The following is a 16,308-nucleotide window of genomic DNA, read 5'->3' on the forward strand; positions in this document are numbered from 1 at the left end:
GGAAAGGTGCTGAAAATATCAGCACTCTCCGATAATCTAGATTTTTAAATAGCGTATAACTAATTTGCGTAAGATTTTAAGAGAGGCTTTAAATATGCAATATATATTTGCGGGCCCCTGCCTGCTTGATTGTCGTGCAGCGCGTTGTAAAAACAAGGTGTCATCACGTTTTTAATAATACATGGCAACACCCGTGTAATATTAAATTACTGGGCTCGACAAGGTTTTGTTGAGCATTTTTAAGTTATCAATTCATAGATAGATCTTAGTTGCTTGGCATAAAGTTTAGATTTGGGTATTCTGATTTTTTTTAAGTAAGAGTCGAGTGCTTCTGGATTTTCTTTAAGGATGAATAGCTCAAGAAGATATATGTTCAGAAAATTTCTATAAAATGGAAGGGTTTCTACTAGAGTATCTTCTTCATCTTCCTCATGTTTACCCTCCTGCTGATTCTCAGTGCCTTCGATTTCTTTCAGTTTAGTAAGTATGTATAGTTCACATAAATGCTTGTCGTTAGCTATTTTTTTTAGATCTTCTATAGTTGCATTTGCGGCATTTATATTTTCAATATCATACTCCAGGAGTATATCAGACACTCTCTTCTCATTCACGGCCAGCCCTAGCTTAAGAGCAATGTGAGAAAGAAGACTCGAATAAGTTTCTCCCTCGACCCAATCCCGGACCTCCTGCAAGCTTATCATTTGACCCATGTGTCTAGCCCCTTAATCATATCTACGAACCTATATCCCGTATGCCTAAATGTATCTACTGACTCGTGTGCCCATGGAGTTAAAGCATCAAGATTTCCTGCCTGATGTACTCCGTCCCCTCCGACTCGCTGAGGTATATCTCTATGATGCAGTTCCATAGAAACGTCTTTAATTTCAGGTTTGCCGGTTTTTCTATTTATAACCTCAACCTTCATTCTTGGCGCTTGACCTTTTGTCATTCGCGCCATGTTAGCTGGTGAGTATGTTTGAGTTGGATTCTTTGCTTCGGCTTTCCAGTAGTTTTTACGAGCCGTGCTCCAACATTCCCATCCCCATGGATCTACCCATGTTGTTGGGTTTGGTACATATTTGTAAAGATTTTCCCCACCCAACAGCCCAATCGGATCCTGCGTAGTAAACCGCCCAATCTCCGGGTCATAGTACCGAAACGTGTTGTAATGCAGCCCCGTCTCGACATCAAAATACTGCCCCTGAAACCGCAGGTTCTGCTCAACCTCGTTCACCACCAGCTTCTCAACCGCACCCCAGGCCCGGTACTTGGCCTGCCAGACGATCTGACCTTCGGCATCGGTCATTTCCAGCGGTGTACCGATCTGGTCGGTGTGGAAGTAGTAAACCTTGTTTTCTATCTCGCCTTCTTTTTCATCCACACGCGCCAACGGTGCATAGCTGCCGGGCTCGTAAAGGTACAGGCTGCTCTGGCCGGGACTTTCTTCGCGCAGCATCCGCAGGCCTTGCCAGAGGAAGCGCTTGTGGTCGGTCTGGCCTTTGATTTCGGACTGTTTGGCGACTCTTCGGCCCAGGCTGTCGTACTGATAGCTGCTGGTGCTTTCCACCTGCGTGTCAGCCATGGTCTCGGTTTTGACCAGGCGGTTTTCGCAGTCGTAGGTGAAGGTCTGCCAGCGTACGATACCGACGACTTTTTCGATCAGGTTGCCCCAGGCGTCGTATTTGTATTCGTGGTTCGCCCACTGTTTGAGGCGGTTGTCTTTGACGTGGTCGAAGCGGCTGGTGTTGAAGTTCAGTCGGTTGGCGGCGGCGTCGTAGCGGAATTCTTCGCCGTCGACTACTCGACCGGTGTTACGCGCCAGCAACTGGCCGTTGGCTTCGTACTCGTACTGGGTTTCGCCGCGCAGTTTGTCGAGGGTGCGGCTCAGTTCACCGGCCGGGTCGTATTCGTAGCGGCGGTGGACAGGGTTGTAGGCGTGCTCGACGTAACGCTCTGGCTTTATGAGCGGGTTCTGAATCTGCGACAGTTTCTCTGCAGGCAGGGTGGTTGCGTACTGCCAGGCCTTGCGGCCCATGCTGTCGTAGCCGAAGCAGCTGGTCAGCTTGCCTTGGGTGCGGTAGATCTCGCGATGGAGATCGTCGCGCTCCATATCGCTGATCAACTGGCCATCGAGGTTGAGCTGATGCAGATGACCGCTGCCGTAGTACAGGTGGTTCAGGTGCTGGCCGGTAGGAAGGGTCAGCGTGGTCAGGTTGCTGAGTTGATCGTAGTCGTAGGCCAGTGCGCCTTGCGGCGTGGTCTCTGTGGTCAGTCGCCCCAGCAGGTCGTAGGCAAATTCCAGTTTTTCGGCGGTGACGCCCAGTTTTCTGCCGGTGTCCGTCGGCTTGCGCTCGATTGACAGCAACCGGTCACCGTCGTCGTAGGTGTAGTCCTGACGCGCGTCATCGTTGAGTTTGGCCAACAGGCGACCAATCGGGTCGCGCTCCAGATGGGTGCTGCGCCGTGGCTGTTCGCCTTTCTCGCCGTAGCCGATTTCCTCGACCTGTGTCAGGTGCCCGCCGAGGTTGTAGCTGAAGCGGCGAGTCAGGTTGTCGATGCGCTTTTCTTCGATCAGACGGTCTGCGTTGTCGTACACGAAGTTGTAGGTGGCGTTGTTTTCGTTGACCAGTGCGGTTAAGCGAATGGCCTTGTCGTACTGGTAGGCAACGGCTTTGCCCTTGGCGTCCTCGCGTCGGGTTGGCAGGCCACGGGCGTTGCGGGACAACCGCGTTATCTGGCCTTTGCCGTCGGTGTGCGAAAGCACCTGGCCGAGCGCGTTGTAGGTGAAGGACTCAACGCTGCCATCGGGATGGTTGATGCGCAGCACTTCGCCGTCGGGTTTGCGTTCCAGCGTGGTGGTGTTGTTCAGGGCATCGGTGACGGCGATCAGATGACCGCGATCGTCATAGCGGTAATAAGTGTCTTTGCCTGAACAGTCCTGGAAGTGCTCAACCTGAGCGAGGCTGTTCCACCACAGGTATTTGGATTTATAGGTCGCATCAATGATGGTGTGTGGCAGGCCATCTTCACTGTTGAGGTACTCGGTCTTGTTCCCGAGTGCGTCGGTTTCGACCAGAAGATTGCCTCTGGAATCGTAACGGGCCTTCCACGTGCTGCCATCAGAGAAAGTCGTCTGGGTCACCAGCGTGGTCGCCAGATGATGCTTGTAGGTGATCTTGCGCCCTAGCGGGTCGGTTTCTTCAACCAGTCGCGAGAGGTGGTCGTATTTGAAGGCCAGCGTGTTGTCATCGGGCAATACCAGCCCCGTTATATTGCCGCTTTCGTCTATCTCGATGGTGTAGCGCTCTCCGCCGTAATCACGGCCGGACGTGACGCGCCGGTCTTCGTTGTAATGAATTTCCAGTTCACGCCCGAGCACATCGACGGCCCACGACGTACGCTGCTTAAAGTCATAACGGTAATCGAAATGTTCACCATCGCTGGTCCAGTGCTCGACCACGCGAGGCTGGTCATCAATGGTTTCCCAGCGGTAGTAACAGTTCAGGCCCAAGGCGTTGCTGTGGCGGGTCATCACGCCGTCGGTGTAGGAAAAGCTGCGAGTGGAATCGCCATTACGGTTATAAACGTCACTGAGCTGGCCGTTGTCGTCGTAGTGGTAACGAACGAGGGTTTCAACAGCTTCCTTATTGACGATCCGCTTCACCGACGTCAGCCGGCCCAGCGGGTGCTCATACTGCAAATGCACATGTACGTTGCCGGGTGCGCTGATGTCGGTGAGAGTACCTTCATCGGTACGGCTGAAATGCAGGTAGTGGCCGAGCGCGTTTTCAATACGCTGCAGCGGAACGGGTTTGTTGTTATTCGGCACTTCGCCGAAGTAGAAGAAGATGTTGTCCTGGGTTTGGAGCATGTAATGGCCGCCTTGCGTGCGGACCAGATGCATCTGCTCGTAAGGGTTGTAAATGCTTTCCCCGGGCTCGACGTTGACGAAGGGTACGCTGCGCCCCTGATTGTCGATGAGGTAAACGAAACTGCCATTTCGGCGCAGGTTTTGCTCCCACGGCAGCACCCAGCCCTTGCCCAGAACGCTGTCGACGTTGAGGTCGCTGGCGTAAAAGCGCGACCACTCGATAGGCATCAGCCCCGGCAGCGCAAAGTCTGTTTCGCCTTCTTCAAGCAGTAATTTTCGCCCGCTGGTGAGGTCAACGGGGTTGCCGCTGAAGCCGCCTATCACCCCGCTTATTGCAGGCCCCGCAACAAAACGTCCAAATAAATAGGACACGCCTACCGTGGCAGCGAATTTCAGGGCGCAAGGTGCGACCGCCTTCAGGCCGCCACCGAGTCCCTTGGCTAACATGGGCAGTCCACCGCGCCCCATCGAGGCAATGATGATTGCGATATCAATACCGACACGAAGCGACTCGGATATCTCTTCGTTCACTTTCAGATAGCGTTTTGTCCCGCCGCCAATAAAGACGTTATTGGAACCTGTAGCGATTTTCGAGTCACAGGTGAGCTTGTCGCCCTTGCGGGCGGCCGGGTAGCCATTGATGAAAACGCTGGCAGAGCCATCTGCAATCTGTACCGGTGCGGGGTGATTCTCGCACTTGGCGATACTTTGTGTGGTAAGAGCAGCATTGCGGCCGTTGATAAAAACGTTGGGCGAACACCCTGTTTGCGTAATATCTCCCGCGGGAGAACTTCGTGCCGCGCCCCAGCTTTCACCCACCGCCGGGGCTGCGCCTGCGCCGACTGACAAAACAACACCCAGAAGAACAGCCCCCAACCCGGCGGTGCAGACAATCAGGGCCGCGCCAGCAACGGCCATTGCGATGCCGATCACAGCACCCGCCAGAAGCCCGCCCAGTGCGCTATTGTGCTCAATTCCATCGTGCAAACGCGCTGCTTCGAACATGGTTTTATTCCTGTTCGGTGTTTATTGGCCCAGCGTTATCCGGATGTGGCTGAAAACTGGCCAGCAATTGCAACCAGTCCTCGTCCTGCGTGGAGCTAAAGTCAGTCTGACTTGTTGCCGAAAACACCAGAATACGTCCCGGTATGACTTCAAAGGCCGCTTGGCGCTGGTAAATCGGTCTGCCTTCATGCATGTAGTAGGCATCTACTTGTATGCCGGGGAGGGTGTGCCCAGTAGACAACAAGGCAGACTTCTTACCAAGCAGCGTGTAGCCCCGAAGCTTATTGGCGATGAGCTTTATCTGCCGGCTTATGTAGGTGCTCATGTCCTCAGCGGGCAGCATGTCATCACGTGAAATCGTGATATTGAGGGGCGCTGGAACGCTGTCGCCCAAGGTGAACATGTTCACCGTCCGGTCCTTGAAACCATCTGGTAATGCGATTGATCCTTCGTGAAGCTGATAGTCCATTGTGAATGTCCTGAACTCGAAAATAAAAAATCAATGAGCGACAATTGCTTCAAGCACTGCGTCGAAATCGATCAACCAGTCTGCCAGCGCAGCCGTGTCAGGATCAATCATTGTAGAGATGCAAAGCCATTGCTTATCTCCATTCTCTGCAGTGGTGATAGCGTTAATAGCTCTGCCGTGACTAAGCCCTTGCCTGGAGGTGAGTACGTAGTCGAGAGCCACCGCTGCATTTCCCGCCAGCAAGCAATCTCGCTGCCGCACAGTATCGATATCAGGGTGTCTCTCACGCAGGTTTGCCAAGTAGAGATCTGTATAGCGGTTCAGCGTCAGATCATCCCGAACCGGCCGACGTGTGATGGTGAGCGTGATGGGGTGTCCATCCTTTTCAAGAGTGATGCTGATCTCCTGAAAGTTCACTCGCTGCGGCATGACCAGTTTCAGCCCGGCAACCGTAATCTCATTGCGTGTCAATTCAAGCGGTAAAACCGGCACTGGCTCAGGCTCGGGAACGGTCGGCGGAGCACTTGCTGCGTGTAATGCTTTCTCACGCGCCAAAGCCTCATCGGCTATACGCTTTTCCGAAATACGGTCATAAAGGCTGGTTCTGACCATCTCAGGATTTCTCGATATTGATATCGACACGGTCACCTTCGACAAAGGTGTTTTTGCCGAGAACCTTTATTTCGTCGCCCTTGATTTCGATGCTGCTCGGCTTGAGGGTAATGCTACTGGTACCTACAGTGAGGGTGATCTCCGTCATGGCCGTAATGTCGATAGACTGTTTGTCCACGGTAATCGTCAATGAGCCTTGCTCTACCTTGAGCAAAGTGTCGTTCTGAATAATTTCCGTATTCTTACCGCCGACAGTCACACTGCGGTTATTACCCACGTCATGCGTCTCATCCAGCTCGATCTCGGTGTCCATGTTGCGCTCGGCATGCATGATCACCTGTTCGGCACCGGCCTTGTCTTCGAAGCGGAAGAAGTTGGCTGTACCGCCATCACCCTTGGCCGAACGCGTCAGGAAACCGCTTTGGGTCTTGTTGGCAGGCAACGACCACGGCGGCGTGTTCTGGCTGTTGTACAGACTGCCCATGACGAGCGGACGGTCAGGGTTGCCATCCAGGAAAACGACCACCACCTCGTCACCGACGCGCGGGATCTGGATGCTACCAAAACCGCCACTTGCGCCGGATTGAGCGACGCGGACCCAGCAGGAGCTTTTGTCGTCAAACTTGCCGTAGCGGTCCCAGTGGAACTGCACTTTTACCCTGCCCATTTCGTCGGTGTAGATTTCTTCGCCTGGGGGGCCGACGACGATGGCGGTTTGGGGGCCGGAAATGCCTGGCTTGAGTAGATCCATCTGAGGGCGGAATTTGATTTTTTTGCGTACGCAATAAATTTTATTAGCGTAGCCCGCCTGACTGCCCGAGGTGTAATTGTTGCTGCCGCGATGCTCGATATTCATTAACAGGAACTGCCGATCATCGGGAGAGCCCGTGTCATGCTCGTAATGTTGCGTCAGTTCAAATGTGTAACCTGGACGCATCGCCCGACAGTTGCTCGAGCCTACGAATGTCTTACCTTTTAGCTCCAGTGCCTCGATACGATTACGCACCAGGAGCTCACCATCTTCGGGCGTGCCATGCGTGTACTGCCCCATGTAATCGAAGATTTCATACGATGGAACATCGCCTTGCTGATTAAGGCTGTTCATCGTGACGGGAATACGATTTCCTGGCTGCCGGTAATCGAAGGTTTGTACCGAAATCTTGCCAGCCTGGAATTCCCGGGCTGAACTCCAGTGGGTGATGGAGTCAGAGGTTTCGGTTACAGAAGCTGTATGGAAGCGAACCTGGGGCTGCTCTGGAAGCGGTGTGAGTACAGTCGAGTCGTCCATGATGATCAGCGTATGGCTGTCCGCCGTATGCTCAAAATAGAAGAATAAACCCTCCTGCTCCAGCAGGCGCATGACGAAGTGACTATCGCTTTCGCGGTATTGGGTAATGTAGCTGTATTGCTTGAGCGTGCGATTGACGCGGAACTCGTACTTCGCAAGCCCTTCGTAGCGACCAAATACCTTCCTGATCACCTGCTCCACTGTCTGATCCTGATAGATCTGAGAATCGTACCTCTGCGCAATCAGGCTCAACCACGAGCCTATGTAGGCTGAATAGCGCGACATGCCACCGTCGCTGCCATTGTTACCGAAGCTCAATACATGACCGTTAATGTAACGGCTGCCTCCGGTGGCGAGTTCGATTTCAATGGTCGCGGACTGCCCTATAGCGGACTTTAGCTTTACGCTCGCATCATCAGAAATCAGATCGAGTTGAAACCCGAAATCAGCCGATAAACCTTCACTACCGGCAAAGGAATCAAGCAACAGCTCCTGGCCACCCTTGAGGGCCATCGTCAGCTTGAACAGTCGTCTGTTCTGCGCCGTAAACAGTGATGATAGATCCATCGCTTCCACTACTCCTTAAGCCGGTACAACGCTAGGGGGCTTATCAGCCCGCGCGCAATTATCATCGAAAATCAGGCTCCCGGCGACCTGCGCCGGGAAGCGATCCACTGGAATAACCTGCTCAGCCACCAGTGTCTGCGAGCTTTGCGAATTTCATCGATCTGCATGAATGTATAGGGCGTCGGCATCGTTTTTTGTTGGAGGCTCAGGGCACGCAGGCCTCTGATTATGTGACGTGCGTGGAATAATAACGCTATCGAGAAAGTCGTTAACCCAAACATTGCAACCATCCCGGCGGTAAGGGTCCCCGCGGCTTTGATAAAAATGCTTGCTGCCAAGGTGGTTGCGCCAGCTATCAAAAGAGGATTGTAAGCAGTCGATTTTTTTTGCTTTTTTTCTGGACGTGGCTGGACCTTGATTCCATCGTATTCAAATGGATGAAATGATGGCTTGCCATTGACCAAGAGCAGATACGTCAACGATGTAATCCCCACTGGAACAAATCCCGCCATGAGTGCAGGAACGCTTGCTTTGCCCCAGAATTTTGCGGCAACCAAATATGCGGCAAGGGAAGCAAAAAAACAGAAAATGCTTGCTATCGCGATCAATACCGAAAACATATATACAGTAAATTTTTCACACACATAGACAAGATATAAAGTCCACATTAGTGCGCACAGGGAAATGGTGAAATATACAGGCCCAAAATACGTAACGCTTGAAAGTCCCAAGGCCAGTATAGAAACCAAAAAAACAAATAGAAACCAAGTAACTTTTTTAAGTTTGTCTGAGTCAATCATTATGGTTTCTCAATTTCGAGAAGTTTCCCGATCTTCTTGTCAACTCCAAATTCAACCATCGCCCACTGCACCACTAGACCCACGCCGAAGCTAACGGCTACGACAACAACCAAAGGCGCCGCTGGTACTGCAAGAAAGGCGGCCCCTGCCGCCATGGCGTAACCTGTGCCCATGCCAAAACCAGCCGATACAATGTTAGTGGGCTGACTATAAACAGACTTATTATAAAATTCCAGGTTTGTGGTTGAGCTTGAATAATCAAGATATGCCTGGGGACCTACTGCCAGAGCAGCACCGACGGTGTTGCCACCCAAATATTTCAGAACTCCAGTAGCACCGTTCGCATGTAAGTGTGCGCGTTGACTTAAGGCTGCACTCGTGTTTTTCACTGGGACATGGGCAACTGAAGGACCAATCGCATCTAGTATCTTGTAGTGTTTTGCAACGGCTGTTACAGGTATTTCAAAAAATAGCTGACCTTCTTTAGCAATAATTTTAATACTGCCTTTAAATGTTTTTCTGGCCGACTGTGCGCCGGGGGTGCCCCGGCTGTTGGCCCAGGCGTTAAGTTTGGCTTTCTGCTCGGATGTAATATCTAGGAAATCAGTCACCTTTCTGCTCTGGGCGGCTGCCATAACGCCGCCTGCGGCAGTCGCTATAGTCCCTGGCAAATTCCCTTGTGAGAACATGAGAGGGCCAATTAGCGGGATCTTTTCAGCGGCCTGCTGCAAGGATTGCAGCGCTTCAACCGATACATTGGCTGCGGACTTCAGTTTCTGCAAAAGCTTGCGGAGCAGAAGAGCAGCACTTTTGAACTCATTAGGACTCATTTGCTCATCGCGAGATGAGAGCTGATGCACCAGATACACGGCAGCCGTGTAATCATCTGTTGCGTACAATCCGGCAAAGCGCCCAGGCTGCATGTAGAAGTCCATGGCCGATCCGCCTGCAAACCCCTGCTGACCACTACCCAGCAAGCCAGTCTGCTTGCGCTCACAGGTCAGAGCTGCGGAGGTAGGAGGGGTCAAGAATTTACTCATGCGCGTGCCTCGTTGATTGCCGCATGACGTCGGCACTTATCAAGATGATCTGCCCAAAAAACCAAATCTACCAAAATTGACGAACAAGATTTCTGATGCCATCGCCGCAGCGGCGACGGTCCGGCCTGATCCATGGTCATGTACATATCCTTGAACGTACGTCTGTCCCCGCAACTGAACGCGAGTGAGGGTTTGGGAGCTGAAGCCTTCAGATAGCAAAGTATTCCTTTATTCAGGATTTTTCTACGCTTCATGTCCATCAAAAAAGTGCAACATTTCCGAAAAAATCGTAGGAGCCGTACTACCTCAGCCTGTTCCAAAGACTTTCTGCTCCTACTAAACCATGCGTTGTGACAGCCGGAAAATGTGAAAGTGCCGCAGACTGACCAGAAAGCCAGCACTTTTCTTAGAGCCTTTTCGGTCTTACAACCCTTGAGGGAAAAAACCTGGCCGCTGTACGGTTCCAGTCATGCGAAGGGAATGACGCGGCAGCCCTTGTTACGGCACCCATGCACATGGTCCGCGAGGGGCCCATGTAGCACGCAGTCAAAGCTGAGTGGCCCCTGCGTGAAAGCTCAGGTTACAGGAGATTAAAATGGCTATGGATAAAATTGAGTTCTGAGCAAAAAAGTTAGAAGAATTAGAGGGGTAGTCATCGAAAGACCTTCAGGCGTTACATCTCTATAATGACCTGAGTCCATTGCTTGAACTGGCAAAGTCGAGACGGATTTTAATCCCTATAGAGGTGGGAGCCGTTCCGGGACGTTGTCGCTTTGCCGAGAATAGACTTCAACAATACGGTGACTTGGAGCGTGCATATGCTGTATTTTCAATTGAGATTACGGGCGGAGAACCTCCGCTCTTAAAAATACTTCGTGCAGAACGAAACCGAAAATAGCTCGTGTGTGCCGCAGTGATGAAGCATGTTATGTGTTAGGGGGAGGCCGGTAATGAAGTTTGAATCCGCCATGGAATTTATAGATCATGCTATTTTACTCACCGGAGTGCGTATAAGTCGCCATCCTGCGTTTCCGATATACGCGTCAGTTCTAAATCAGCTTCTCTATGTGAAATCCGTTTTTGAGGGTGTTGAGAAAGACAAGTCCAGACTTCACAAGCTTTCCATCGGTGCCCTTGCGGCCAAGGAGTTTGAAGAAACAGATTACGAACTGGCACGAGCCCTGATGGATGTTTTTTATATCGCGAATCAGTCAGCAAACGGACTGAAAGTTAAACTGCCCACCGGCATTCTATACCATGACTAAGGTAGCGCGTGGTTCATGTAGAGATAGCTCGGGAAGTGAAATCTAAAGAGGGAATATGAAATTTAACGACACGTTTTTTAATCGCGACCTCATGCTCTCCTTGGGTATCGAGGAAACCTCAGGACGTTTTTATTTGTCATTTCCGGTGAATAATGGCTTGATCGATTACGAGGAGTACTACGAAATCGACAAAGCCAGCTTCGATCTCTTCCAGACAGACCTGAAGGTTGCGGATGCTTTCGCCAAGACATGCCGCAGGAGAGAGCGGGATGATCTTTTGATCCAGAAGCCAGGAGTAAAGCGGGGAACGGCTATTTAGCCGCTAACAAGCGGTATAGACTCGGGCATCCGGTAGCAGCTTCCATACTGCTCTACACCTTGAGAAATTATTCTGGAAGGACCCATGATTGACTTGAGAAGCTCCAACGAAACCCTCGATCGATATGTTGAGCGCTACGATCACCTGCTGCCTCCGCCATCTGCGCAGTTGCTCCAACGTATGGATTATATGCTGCAGGCTGACGCACCAAGGTTGCCTGTAGAGAAGCCCGGCTGGATAGCGTCACGGACGTGTAACCTCACCGAAGCACAGGCGCTGGACCGTGCAAAGGGGTGCCTGCTTGGGCTGGCCATAGGTGATGCTGTAGGTACAACGCTGGAGTTTCTGCCTCGTGATCGTAGTCACGTCCATGACATGGTGGGTGGAGGTCCTTTCAAGCTTAATCCTGGGGAGTGGACCGATGACACCAGCATGGCGCTGTGCCTTACGGACACTTACCTTGCTAAAGGTGATTTCGATTTTTTTGATTACGCCGATAGGCTATGTCGTTGGTATAAGAACGGCGAGAACAGTCATAACGGTAAGTGCTTCGATATCGGAAACGCTACTCGTGCTGCTCTGGAAGGACACTTGGCAAGCAAAGATGGCTGGTATGGCAACGACGATCCAACTACTGCCGGTAACGGGTCGATAATAAGATTGGCACCCACTGCAATATTTCGCAGGCACTCGCTATTCGCTACGTGGCGGCAAAGCGCCGCACAAAGCAGATGCACACACAGAGCAATGGAGGCTATAAGTTGCTGCGAGCTGCTTGGCGCACAGCTGCATCTCGCCCTTAACGGCGCAGACAAAGAAGAAACCCTTTCTCCGATGATTCGCCCGTTACGACCGCGAGCATTGATCATCAACGCAGGCGAATACAAAGAAAAAACCCGCGACCAGATCCGCTCCTCAGGTTATGTCATCGACACACTGGAAGCAGCGCTTTGGGCTGTATGGAATACCGACAATTTCAAAGACGCGATCCTGCTGGCTTCCAACCTGGCTGATGATGCCGACAGCGTAGCCGCCACCGCCGGACAGATTGCTGGCGCACTTTATGGGGTGTCCGGCATGCCGGAGGAATGGGTCAAGAACGTCGCATGGTCCGAGCACATTCAAGGTCTGGCTCAGCAGTTGTTTGAGCGTGCACCACTGTACTATGAAATGGATGAGATTATTTATGATCGCTGCTGACACAGTGCTAATTTAAGTTGAAATAAAATTCAGAATCAGGTGCTGTATCGAATAATGTCGTAATACAGTCATCAAGCTCGACGACGAGTTTTTGAATTTAATTCATACGATACATTTTGCGAACACAGGATCAAGAAAATATATTGACTGCCAAGGGCTTTAATGGATCATCAACGCAGGCGAATACAAAGAAAAAAACCGCGACCAGATCCGCTCTTCAGGCTATGTCATCGACACACTCGAAGCAGCGCTTTGGGCTGTATGGAATACCGACAATTTCAAAGACGCGATCCTGCTGGCCGCCAACCTGGCTGATGATGCCGACAGCGTGGCCGCTACCGCCGGACAAATCGCAGGCGCGCTTTATGGGGTGTCAGGCATGCCGGAGGAATGGGTCAAGAACGTTGCATGGTCCGAGCATATTCAGGGGCTGGCCCAACAGTTGTTCGAGCGTGCGCCGCTGCAGAACCCTTTGGACGAGTCTATCGGCGGCTGATAGGGAAACGCGCGTACTTTATTTGAGATCAGCCCGCGATCCCTGGATTTTTATAGCGTCACAAGGAATCTGACCCAAATGCCCAAATCATGCCCGCAACACCTCTTCAACAAAGCCTGGCTATTCGCATCCCAAGCCCACGTCGGCCAAAAAATGACAGGCTCGGACCTTCCTTACATCACCCACGTGGCGATGGTTGCCAACGAGTTGATCTTCGTCCATCGCGAAGAATCCGTGGGCGCGCTTGAAATCGCCTTGCCCACAGCGTTACTGCACGACGTGCTTGAGGATACGCCGGTAACTCAGGATGAGTTGGCTGAAGCATTTGGTGCCGAGGTGGCTTCAACGGTGGCGTGCCTGAGCAAGAACCTGATCGTGCCGTTTTCCGAAGCACTTTATTTCGCTGGGATCGCCAGTCATTCCAAAGAAGCTGCGTCGGTCAAACTGTGTGATCGCATCACCAATCTCCAGTCAGCGCCGTCCACCTGGAAGAAGGCAAAGCGAGCGTCTTATCTGGTGGAGTCGGCGCAGATCCTGGCTGCCTTGGGGCATGCGAACGGGTATCTGCGGCAGCGGCTCATTGATACGATGGCGCGTTATGAGGCGCTTTATGTTGATGGCTTTGAAGGCTGAGTAATGAGCTCTCATCATTGTCGGATCGAGAACGGGAGTCTCTGGATAGAAAGTCAGCGAGTCTGCCTTCCTTACCCGGCGGACACGTTTCTGCTGTTTAAGGGGATAGTGCTAATCAGGCTTGAATCCCCGCCGGGCGAGGGCTTCAACCGGAACATCTTCGCTTTCTCGATGGCTGGCGAAGTGCTCTGGCAGATCGAGGAAGGCCCGCACGGTACGCAGGCGGACAAGCCGTTTATGAGTCTTCACTGCGATGACAACGCTCAGGTCATCGCAGATTGCTGGAATGGTGTGACCTACTCGGTGAATGTGGAGAACGGGAAGATTCAAGTTATCCAGTTCCACAAATAGCCGAGCTTCCAGCGTTTAACCTTCAGCAGACACGCTTCGCGCCTCACCAACGCAACCCCTCAAATGGATTCCAGCTCTGCTCGCCTTTCACTTCCTTGAGGTAATACGCGTAATTAGTCAGTTGCCCATACAACGCATTAAACACAAAACCGACCGCAGAACTGGCCTCCTTGGCATAGCGGAACTCAAACATTTCCATCACCATGTCCAGCACGATAGAGACCACTACTATCATTGCGATAAAGGACAGGTTCTTCTTCCACAGCCCCAGGATGAACAGGTAAACCGGCCCAAAAAAGAACGCGAAGAAGTTGAAGTTGACTTTCACTTTTTTCAGAAATGGCAGTTGCTTGAGCGCGGGTCTGAACCCTGGTGCGTTCGGGCCGCCATGCGCTTCAAAAAAGGCGAAGCGTTCTTTCCATTTGTCGCTGTAGTGGCCTGATGCGTTTACCGGGTCTGACGTGTTCATTCTCTAATCCCTGATGTGTGTGAATCATGTGAATGGTCTTTCCCTGTTGTTGCGCTGGGTAAGACGCAAAATACGGGTAAATCGAGGGCAAGTCAGTCATACAGACGGACTCATCCTGTAGTGCATTTCCTGACGGTCTGTACGCACCTTCATACAGACCGATCCACCAGATCGCCCTTACTGCTTAGGCTCTTTCGTGCCCAACACATCGCGAATGCTGTCCACGACGTTGCTGTCTTTGATGACGTCGTTCAGCCAGCCTTCCAGCGGCATGTTGCCCCACTTGATGGCGCGCTCGATGAGGTACGGGACGGGGCTTTGCGGCTCGGTGTTTTTGAAGAACTGTGCAATGCCGGCGAGCATGGTGAAGGCTTCGTCGCGAGTGGCCGGGGTGGTGCGCAGTGGTGCGGATGCGCTGTCCTGGGTGGTCTGGGTCATCGCGGCACCTGCGGGTTGGTCGATGGCGATTTCGGGTGCGGTCTGAGCGGCGGCTGCCGGGGCAGGGCTCAGTTCTATTCCTCGGTCCTTGAGCAGCTTTTCGGTCAGTTGCCCGGCGCGTTGCAGGATGTCGCTCAGGGTGACGAGGCTGGGCGCGTCGCGGCCGAACAGGGTGTCGGCAGTGGCCTGGAGCTGCTGGCAGGCGTACAGGCTGGCAGCGATTTCGCTGGCCTTGAGGCGCAGGTGGTCCGAGTCGGTCAGTACCACGGAGCGCTGGAAGATTTCGGCGTTGATCTTGCCTTCGTCAACAGCAGCCTGCATGGCCTTGGGGTTTTGCAGCGCAAGGTTTTCCACGTGGCGCGACTCGTCGTAGCGCAACAGACCAAAGTTCTGCCCCTGGGTGATTGGCAGCCCGCCGACGACTTCGGTCAGCGTGGTTTTCAGCCAGGCCAGGCGGGCAGCGCGTTCTTCTACGCCGTCTTCCAGCGACGGGTACAGATCGTCCCAGAAATTTTGCAGGATCCGCTCGGCCACGGTCAGGCCGAAGGTAATGCCGACAAAGTGGTATTTGTGCGCCAGGGCTTCACTGAGCCAGGCGACGAGCATCAGGTCCTTGCTTTGTTCAGCAAGGCCCTGTGCGGCCAACGTGATGGTCTGATCCCAGTCCGAGGACTTCAGATCGGTTTGCCAGTCACCTTGGGTGAGGTAATCGGGGTCTGCTCGACGAGCTTCCTTGACCTGATCGAACAGGGTGGAAAAGCTCAGGTCTTCGCCGCTGCCCCCGTTGATGGGCGCCGTCAGATCGGCAAGCGAAAGGTCGTTGAGAAATTCAGACATAGTCAACTCTGATCAGAGGATAAAAGAACACCGTGCCTGGGCAGACACGGTGCTGAAGACGGGCCGCTTGCGCGACCCGAGGTGTCACAGACTTATGCGAATACTTTGTTCGCAGTGCGGTCCCAGCCGCCAGTAACGTTACCGCCACCCTGGCCATCGGAACGGCTCTGTTGGGTGTAGGTAGTCTTGATGCGAGCGAAGTTGAAGCTGATTTCTTCAATCGGCAGATCGCTGACGGCGTTGTCTTCGCCTTTCTGGTTGCCGCCTGCTACAGCCTTCACGGAAGACACAACGACTTCTTCCAGGTTGATGGTCAGGTAGGTCAGCTTGTCGCCGCCAGCACGGTTGACGTTCAGCTGGATCTTGGCGATGTGAGTGCCTTTGCAGCACGCTTCGAACAGCTTGGCAGAAGCCTTGTCCACAGATTTGCGGATGCTGAAGTCGCTCAGTGCAACGCGCTCGGACGAAGCACCGCCCGACGAGCTGGCGGTGGCGGAGGTGGCCTGGGTAGCGCCGAACTCGTAGCCGAGCACTTCGATCCAGTCTTTGAACTTGTCGTCCAGAACTTCGCCCGGGATGCCGTCGATTTGGATGTATGCGTCAAATGCCATTTTCTGCGTCTCCTTTCTTCATTTAAGGTTGTGGTGT

Annotated in this window: 15 protein-coding genes and 1 pseudogene; 6 read left to right on the forward strand and 10 right to left on the reverse strand. The window is 52.7% G+C overall.

What is annotated here, in order from left to right:
* Window positions 1-239: 239 nt before the first annotated feature.
* From RYC17_RS21030 to RYC17_RS21060, 7 genes are all read right to left on the reverse strand, one after another.
* Window positions 240-710 carry a hypothetical protein gene (locus RYC17_RS21030; RefSeq protein WP_230017153.1) on the reverse strand — a complete coding sequence of 157 codons (471 nt, stop codon included), beginning with the start codon at window positions 708-710 and terminating at the stop codon, window positions 240-242.
* Window positions 698-4,876 (reverse strand): RHS repeat-associated core domain-containing protein, encoded by a 4,179-nt coding sequence (locus tag RYC17_RS21035; RefSeq protein WP_316904353.1) that lies wholly within the window; start codon window positions 4,874-4,876, stop codon window positions 698-700. Before RYC17_RS21035 ends, RYC17_RS21030 begins: the two co-directional genes overlap by 13 nt.
* Before the next feature lie 4 nt (window positions 4,877-4,880).
* Window positions 4,881-5,345 (reverse strand): DcrB-related protein, encoded by a 465-nt coding sequence (locus RYC17_RS21040; RefSeq protein WP_002551405.1) that lies wholly within the window; start codon window positions 5,343-5,345, stop codon window positions 4,881-4,883.
* A 30-nt stretch (window positions 5,346-5,375) separates the two neighbouring features.
* A complete protein-coding gene (locus RYC17_RS21045; protein ID WP_316904355.1) occupies window positions 5,376-5,957 on the reverse strand; it encodes a hypothetical protein in 582 nt (193 codons plus the stop codon).
* A gap of 1 nt (window position 5,958) precedes the next feature.
* Window positions 5,959-7,812: a type VI secretion system tip protein TssI/VgrG gene (gene tssI, locus RYC17_RS21050; protein WP_316904357.1), complete on the reverse strand. Its 1,854-nt coding sequence runs from the start codon at window positions 7,810-7,812 to the stop codon at window positions 5,959-5,961.
* 71 nt (window positions 7,813-7,883) lie between these two features.
* A complete protein-coding gene (locus RYC17_RS21055; protein WP_316904359.1) occupies window positions 7,884-8,612 on the reverse strand; it encodes a hypothetical protein in 729 nt (242 codons plus the stop codon).
* On the reverse strand, window positions 8,612-9,652 hold the full coding sequence (locus RYC17_RS21060; RefSeq protein ID WP_316904361.1) for a hypothetical protein: 1,041 nt from the start codon (window positions 9,650-9,652) through the stop codon (window positions 8,612-8,614). Before RYC17_RS21060 ends, RYC17_RS21055 begins: the two co-directional genes overlap by 1 nt.
* Before the next feature lie 950 nt (window positions 9,653-10,602).
* Between RYC17_RS21060 and RYC17_RS21065 the strand changes: the two genes are divergently transcribed.
* The 6 genes and pseudogenes from RYC17_RS21065 (at window position 10,603) to RYC17_RS21090 (ending at window position 13,916) form a co-directional block, all read left to right on the forward strand.
* The gene (locus RYC17_RS21065; protein ID WP_316904362.1) at window positions 10,603-10,917 is read left to right on the forward strand and encodes an immunity protein Tsi6 family protein; all 315 of its coding nucleotides are present in this window, start codon (window positions 10,603-10,605) and stop codon (window positions 10,915-10,917) included.
* 55 nt (window positions 10,918-10,972) lie between these two features.
* Window positions 10,973-11,236: a hypothetical protein gene (locus tag RYC17_RS21070; protein ID WP_316904364.1), complete on the forward strand. Its 264-nt coding sequence runs from the start codon at window positions 10,973-10,975 to the stop codon at window positions 11,234-11,236.
* Window positions 11,237-11,320: 84 nt separating this feature from the next.
* Window positions 11,321-12,436: an ADP-ribosylarginine hydrolase Tri1 gene (tri1, locus tag RYC17_RS21075; RefSeq protein WP_316904366.1), complete on the forward strand. Its 1,116-nt coding sequence runs from the start codon at window positions 11,321-11,323 to the stop codon at window positions 12,434-12,436.
* A 166-nt stretch (window positions 12,437-12,602) separates the two neighbouring features.
* A pseudogene (locus RYC17_RS21080) lies at window positions 12,603-12,932 on the forward strand (ADP-ribosylglycohydrolase family protein); the annotation flags it as partial.
* Window positions 12,933-13,010: 78 nt separating this feature from the next.
* Window positions 13,011-13,565 (forward strand): HD domain-containing protein, encoded by a 555-nt coding sequence (locus tag RYC17_RS21085; protein ID WP_316904368.1) that lies wholly within the window; start codon window positions 13,011-13,013, stop codon window positions 13,563-13,565.
* Between the two features lie 3 nt (window positions 13,566-13,568).
* Entirely contained in the window at window positions 13,569-13,916 is a 348-nt protein-coding gene (locus RYC17_RS21090; RefSeq protein ID WP_058407939.1) for a hypothetical protein, read from the forward strand.
* A gap of 43 nt (window positions 13,917-13,959) precedes the next feature.
* Here RYC17_RS21090 and RYC17_RS21095 read toward each other — a convergent pair whose 3' ends face one another.
* The 3 genes from RYC17_RS21095 to RYC17_RS21105 form a co-directional block, all read right to left on the reverse strand.
* Window positions 13,960-14,385, reverse strand: a complete 426-nt coding sequence (locus RYC17_RS21095; RefSeq protein ID WP_058407938.1) for a DUF2628 domain-containing protein — start codon at window positions 14,383-14,385, stop codon at window positions 13,960-13,962.
* Between the two features lie 177 nt (window positions 14,386-14,562).
* Entirely contained in the window at window positions 14,563-15,660 is a 1,098-nt protein-coding gene (tssA, locus tag RYC17_RS21100) for a type VI secretion system protein TssA (RefSeq protein ID WP_002551413.1), read from the reverse strand.
* 92 nt (window positions 15,661-15,752) lie between these two features.
* The gene (locus RYC17_RS21105; RefSeq protein WP_058400018.1) at window positions 15,753-16,271 is read right to left on the reverse strand and encodes an Hcp family type VI secretion system effector; all 519 of its coding nucleotides are present in this window, start codon (window positions 16,269-16,271) and stop codon (window positions 15,753-15,755) included.
* Window positions 16,272-16,308 lie beyond the last annotated feature (37 nt).

It is taken from the genome of Pseudomonas syringae group sp. J248-6, from assembly GCF_032586995.1.
Taxonomy (GTDB): domain Bacteria; phylum Pseudomonadota; class Gammaproteobacteria; order Pseudomonadales; family Pseudomonadaceae; genus Aquipseudomonas; species Aquipseudomonas amygdali.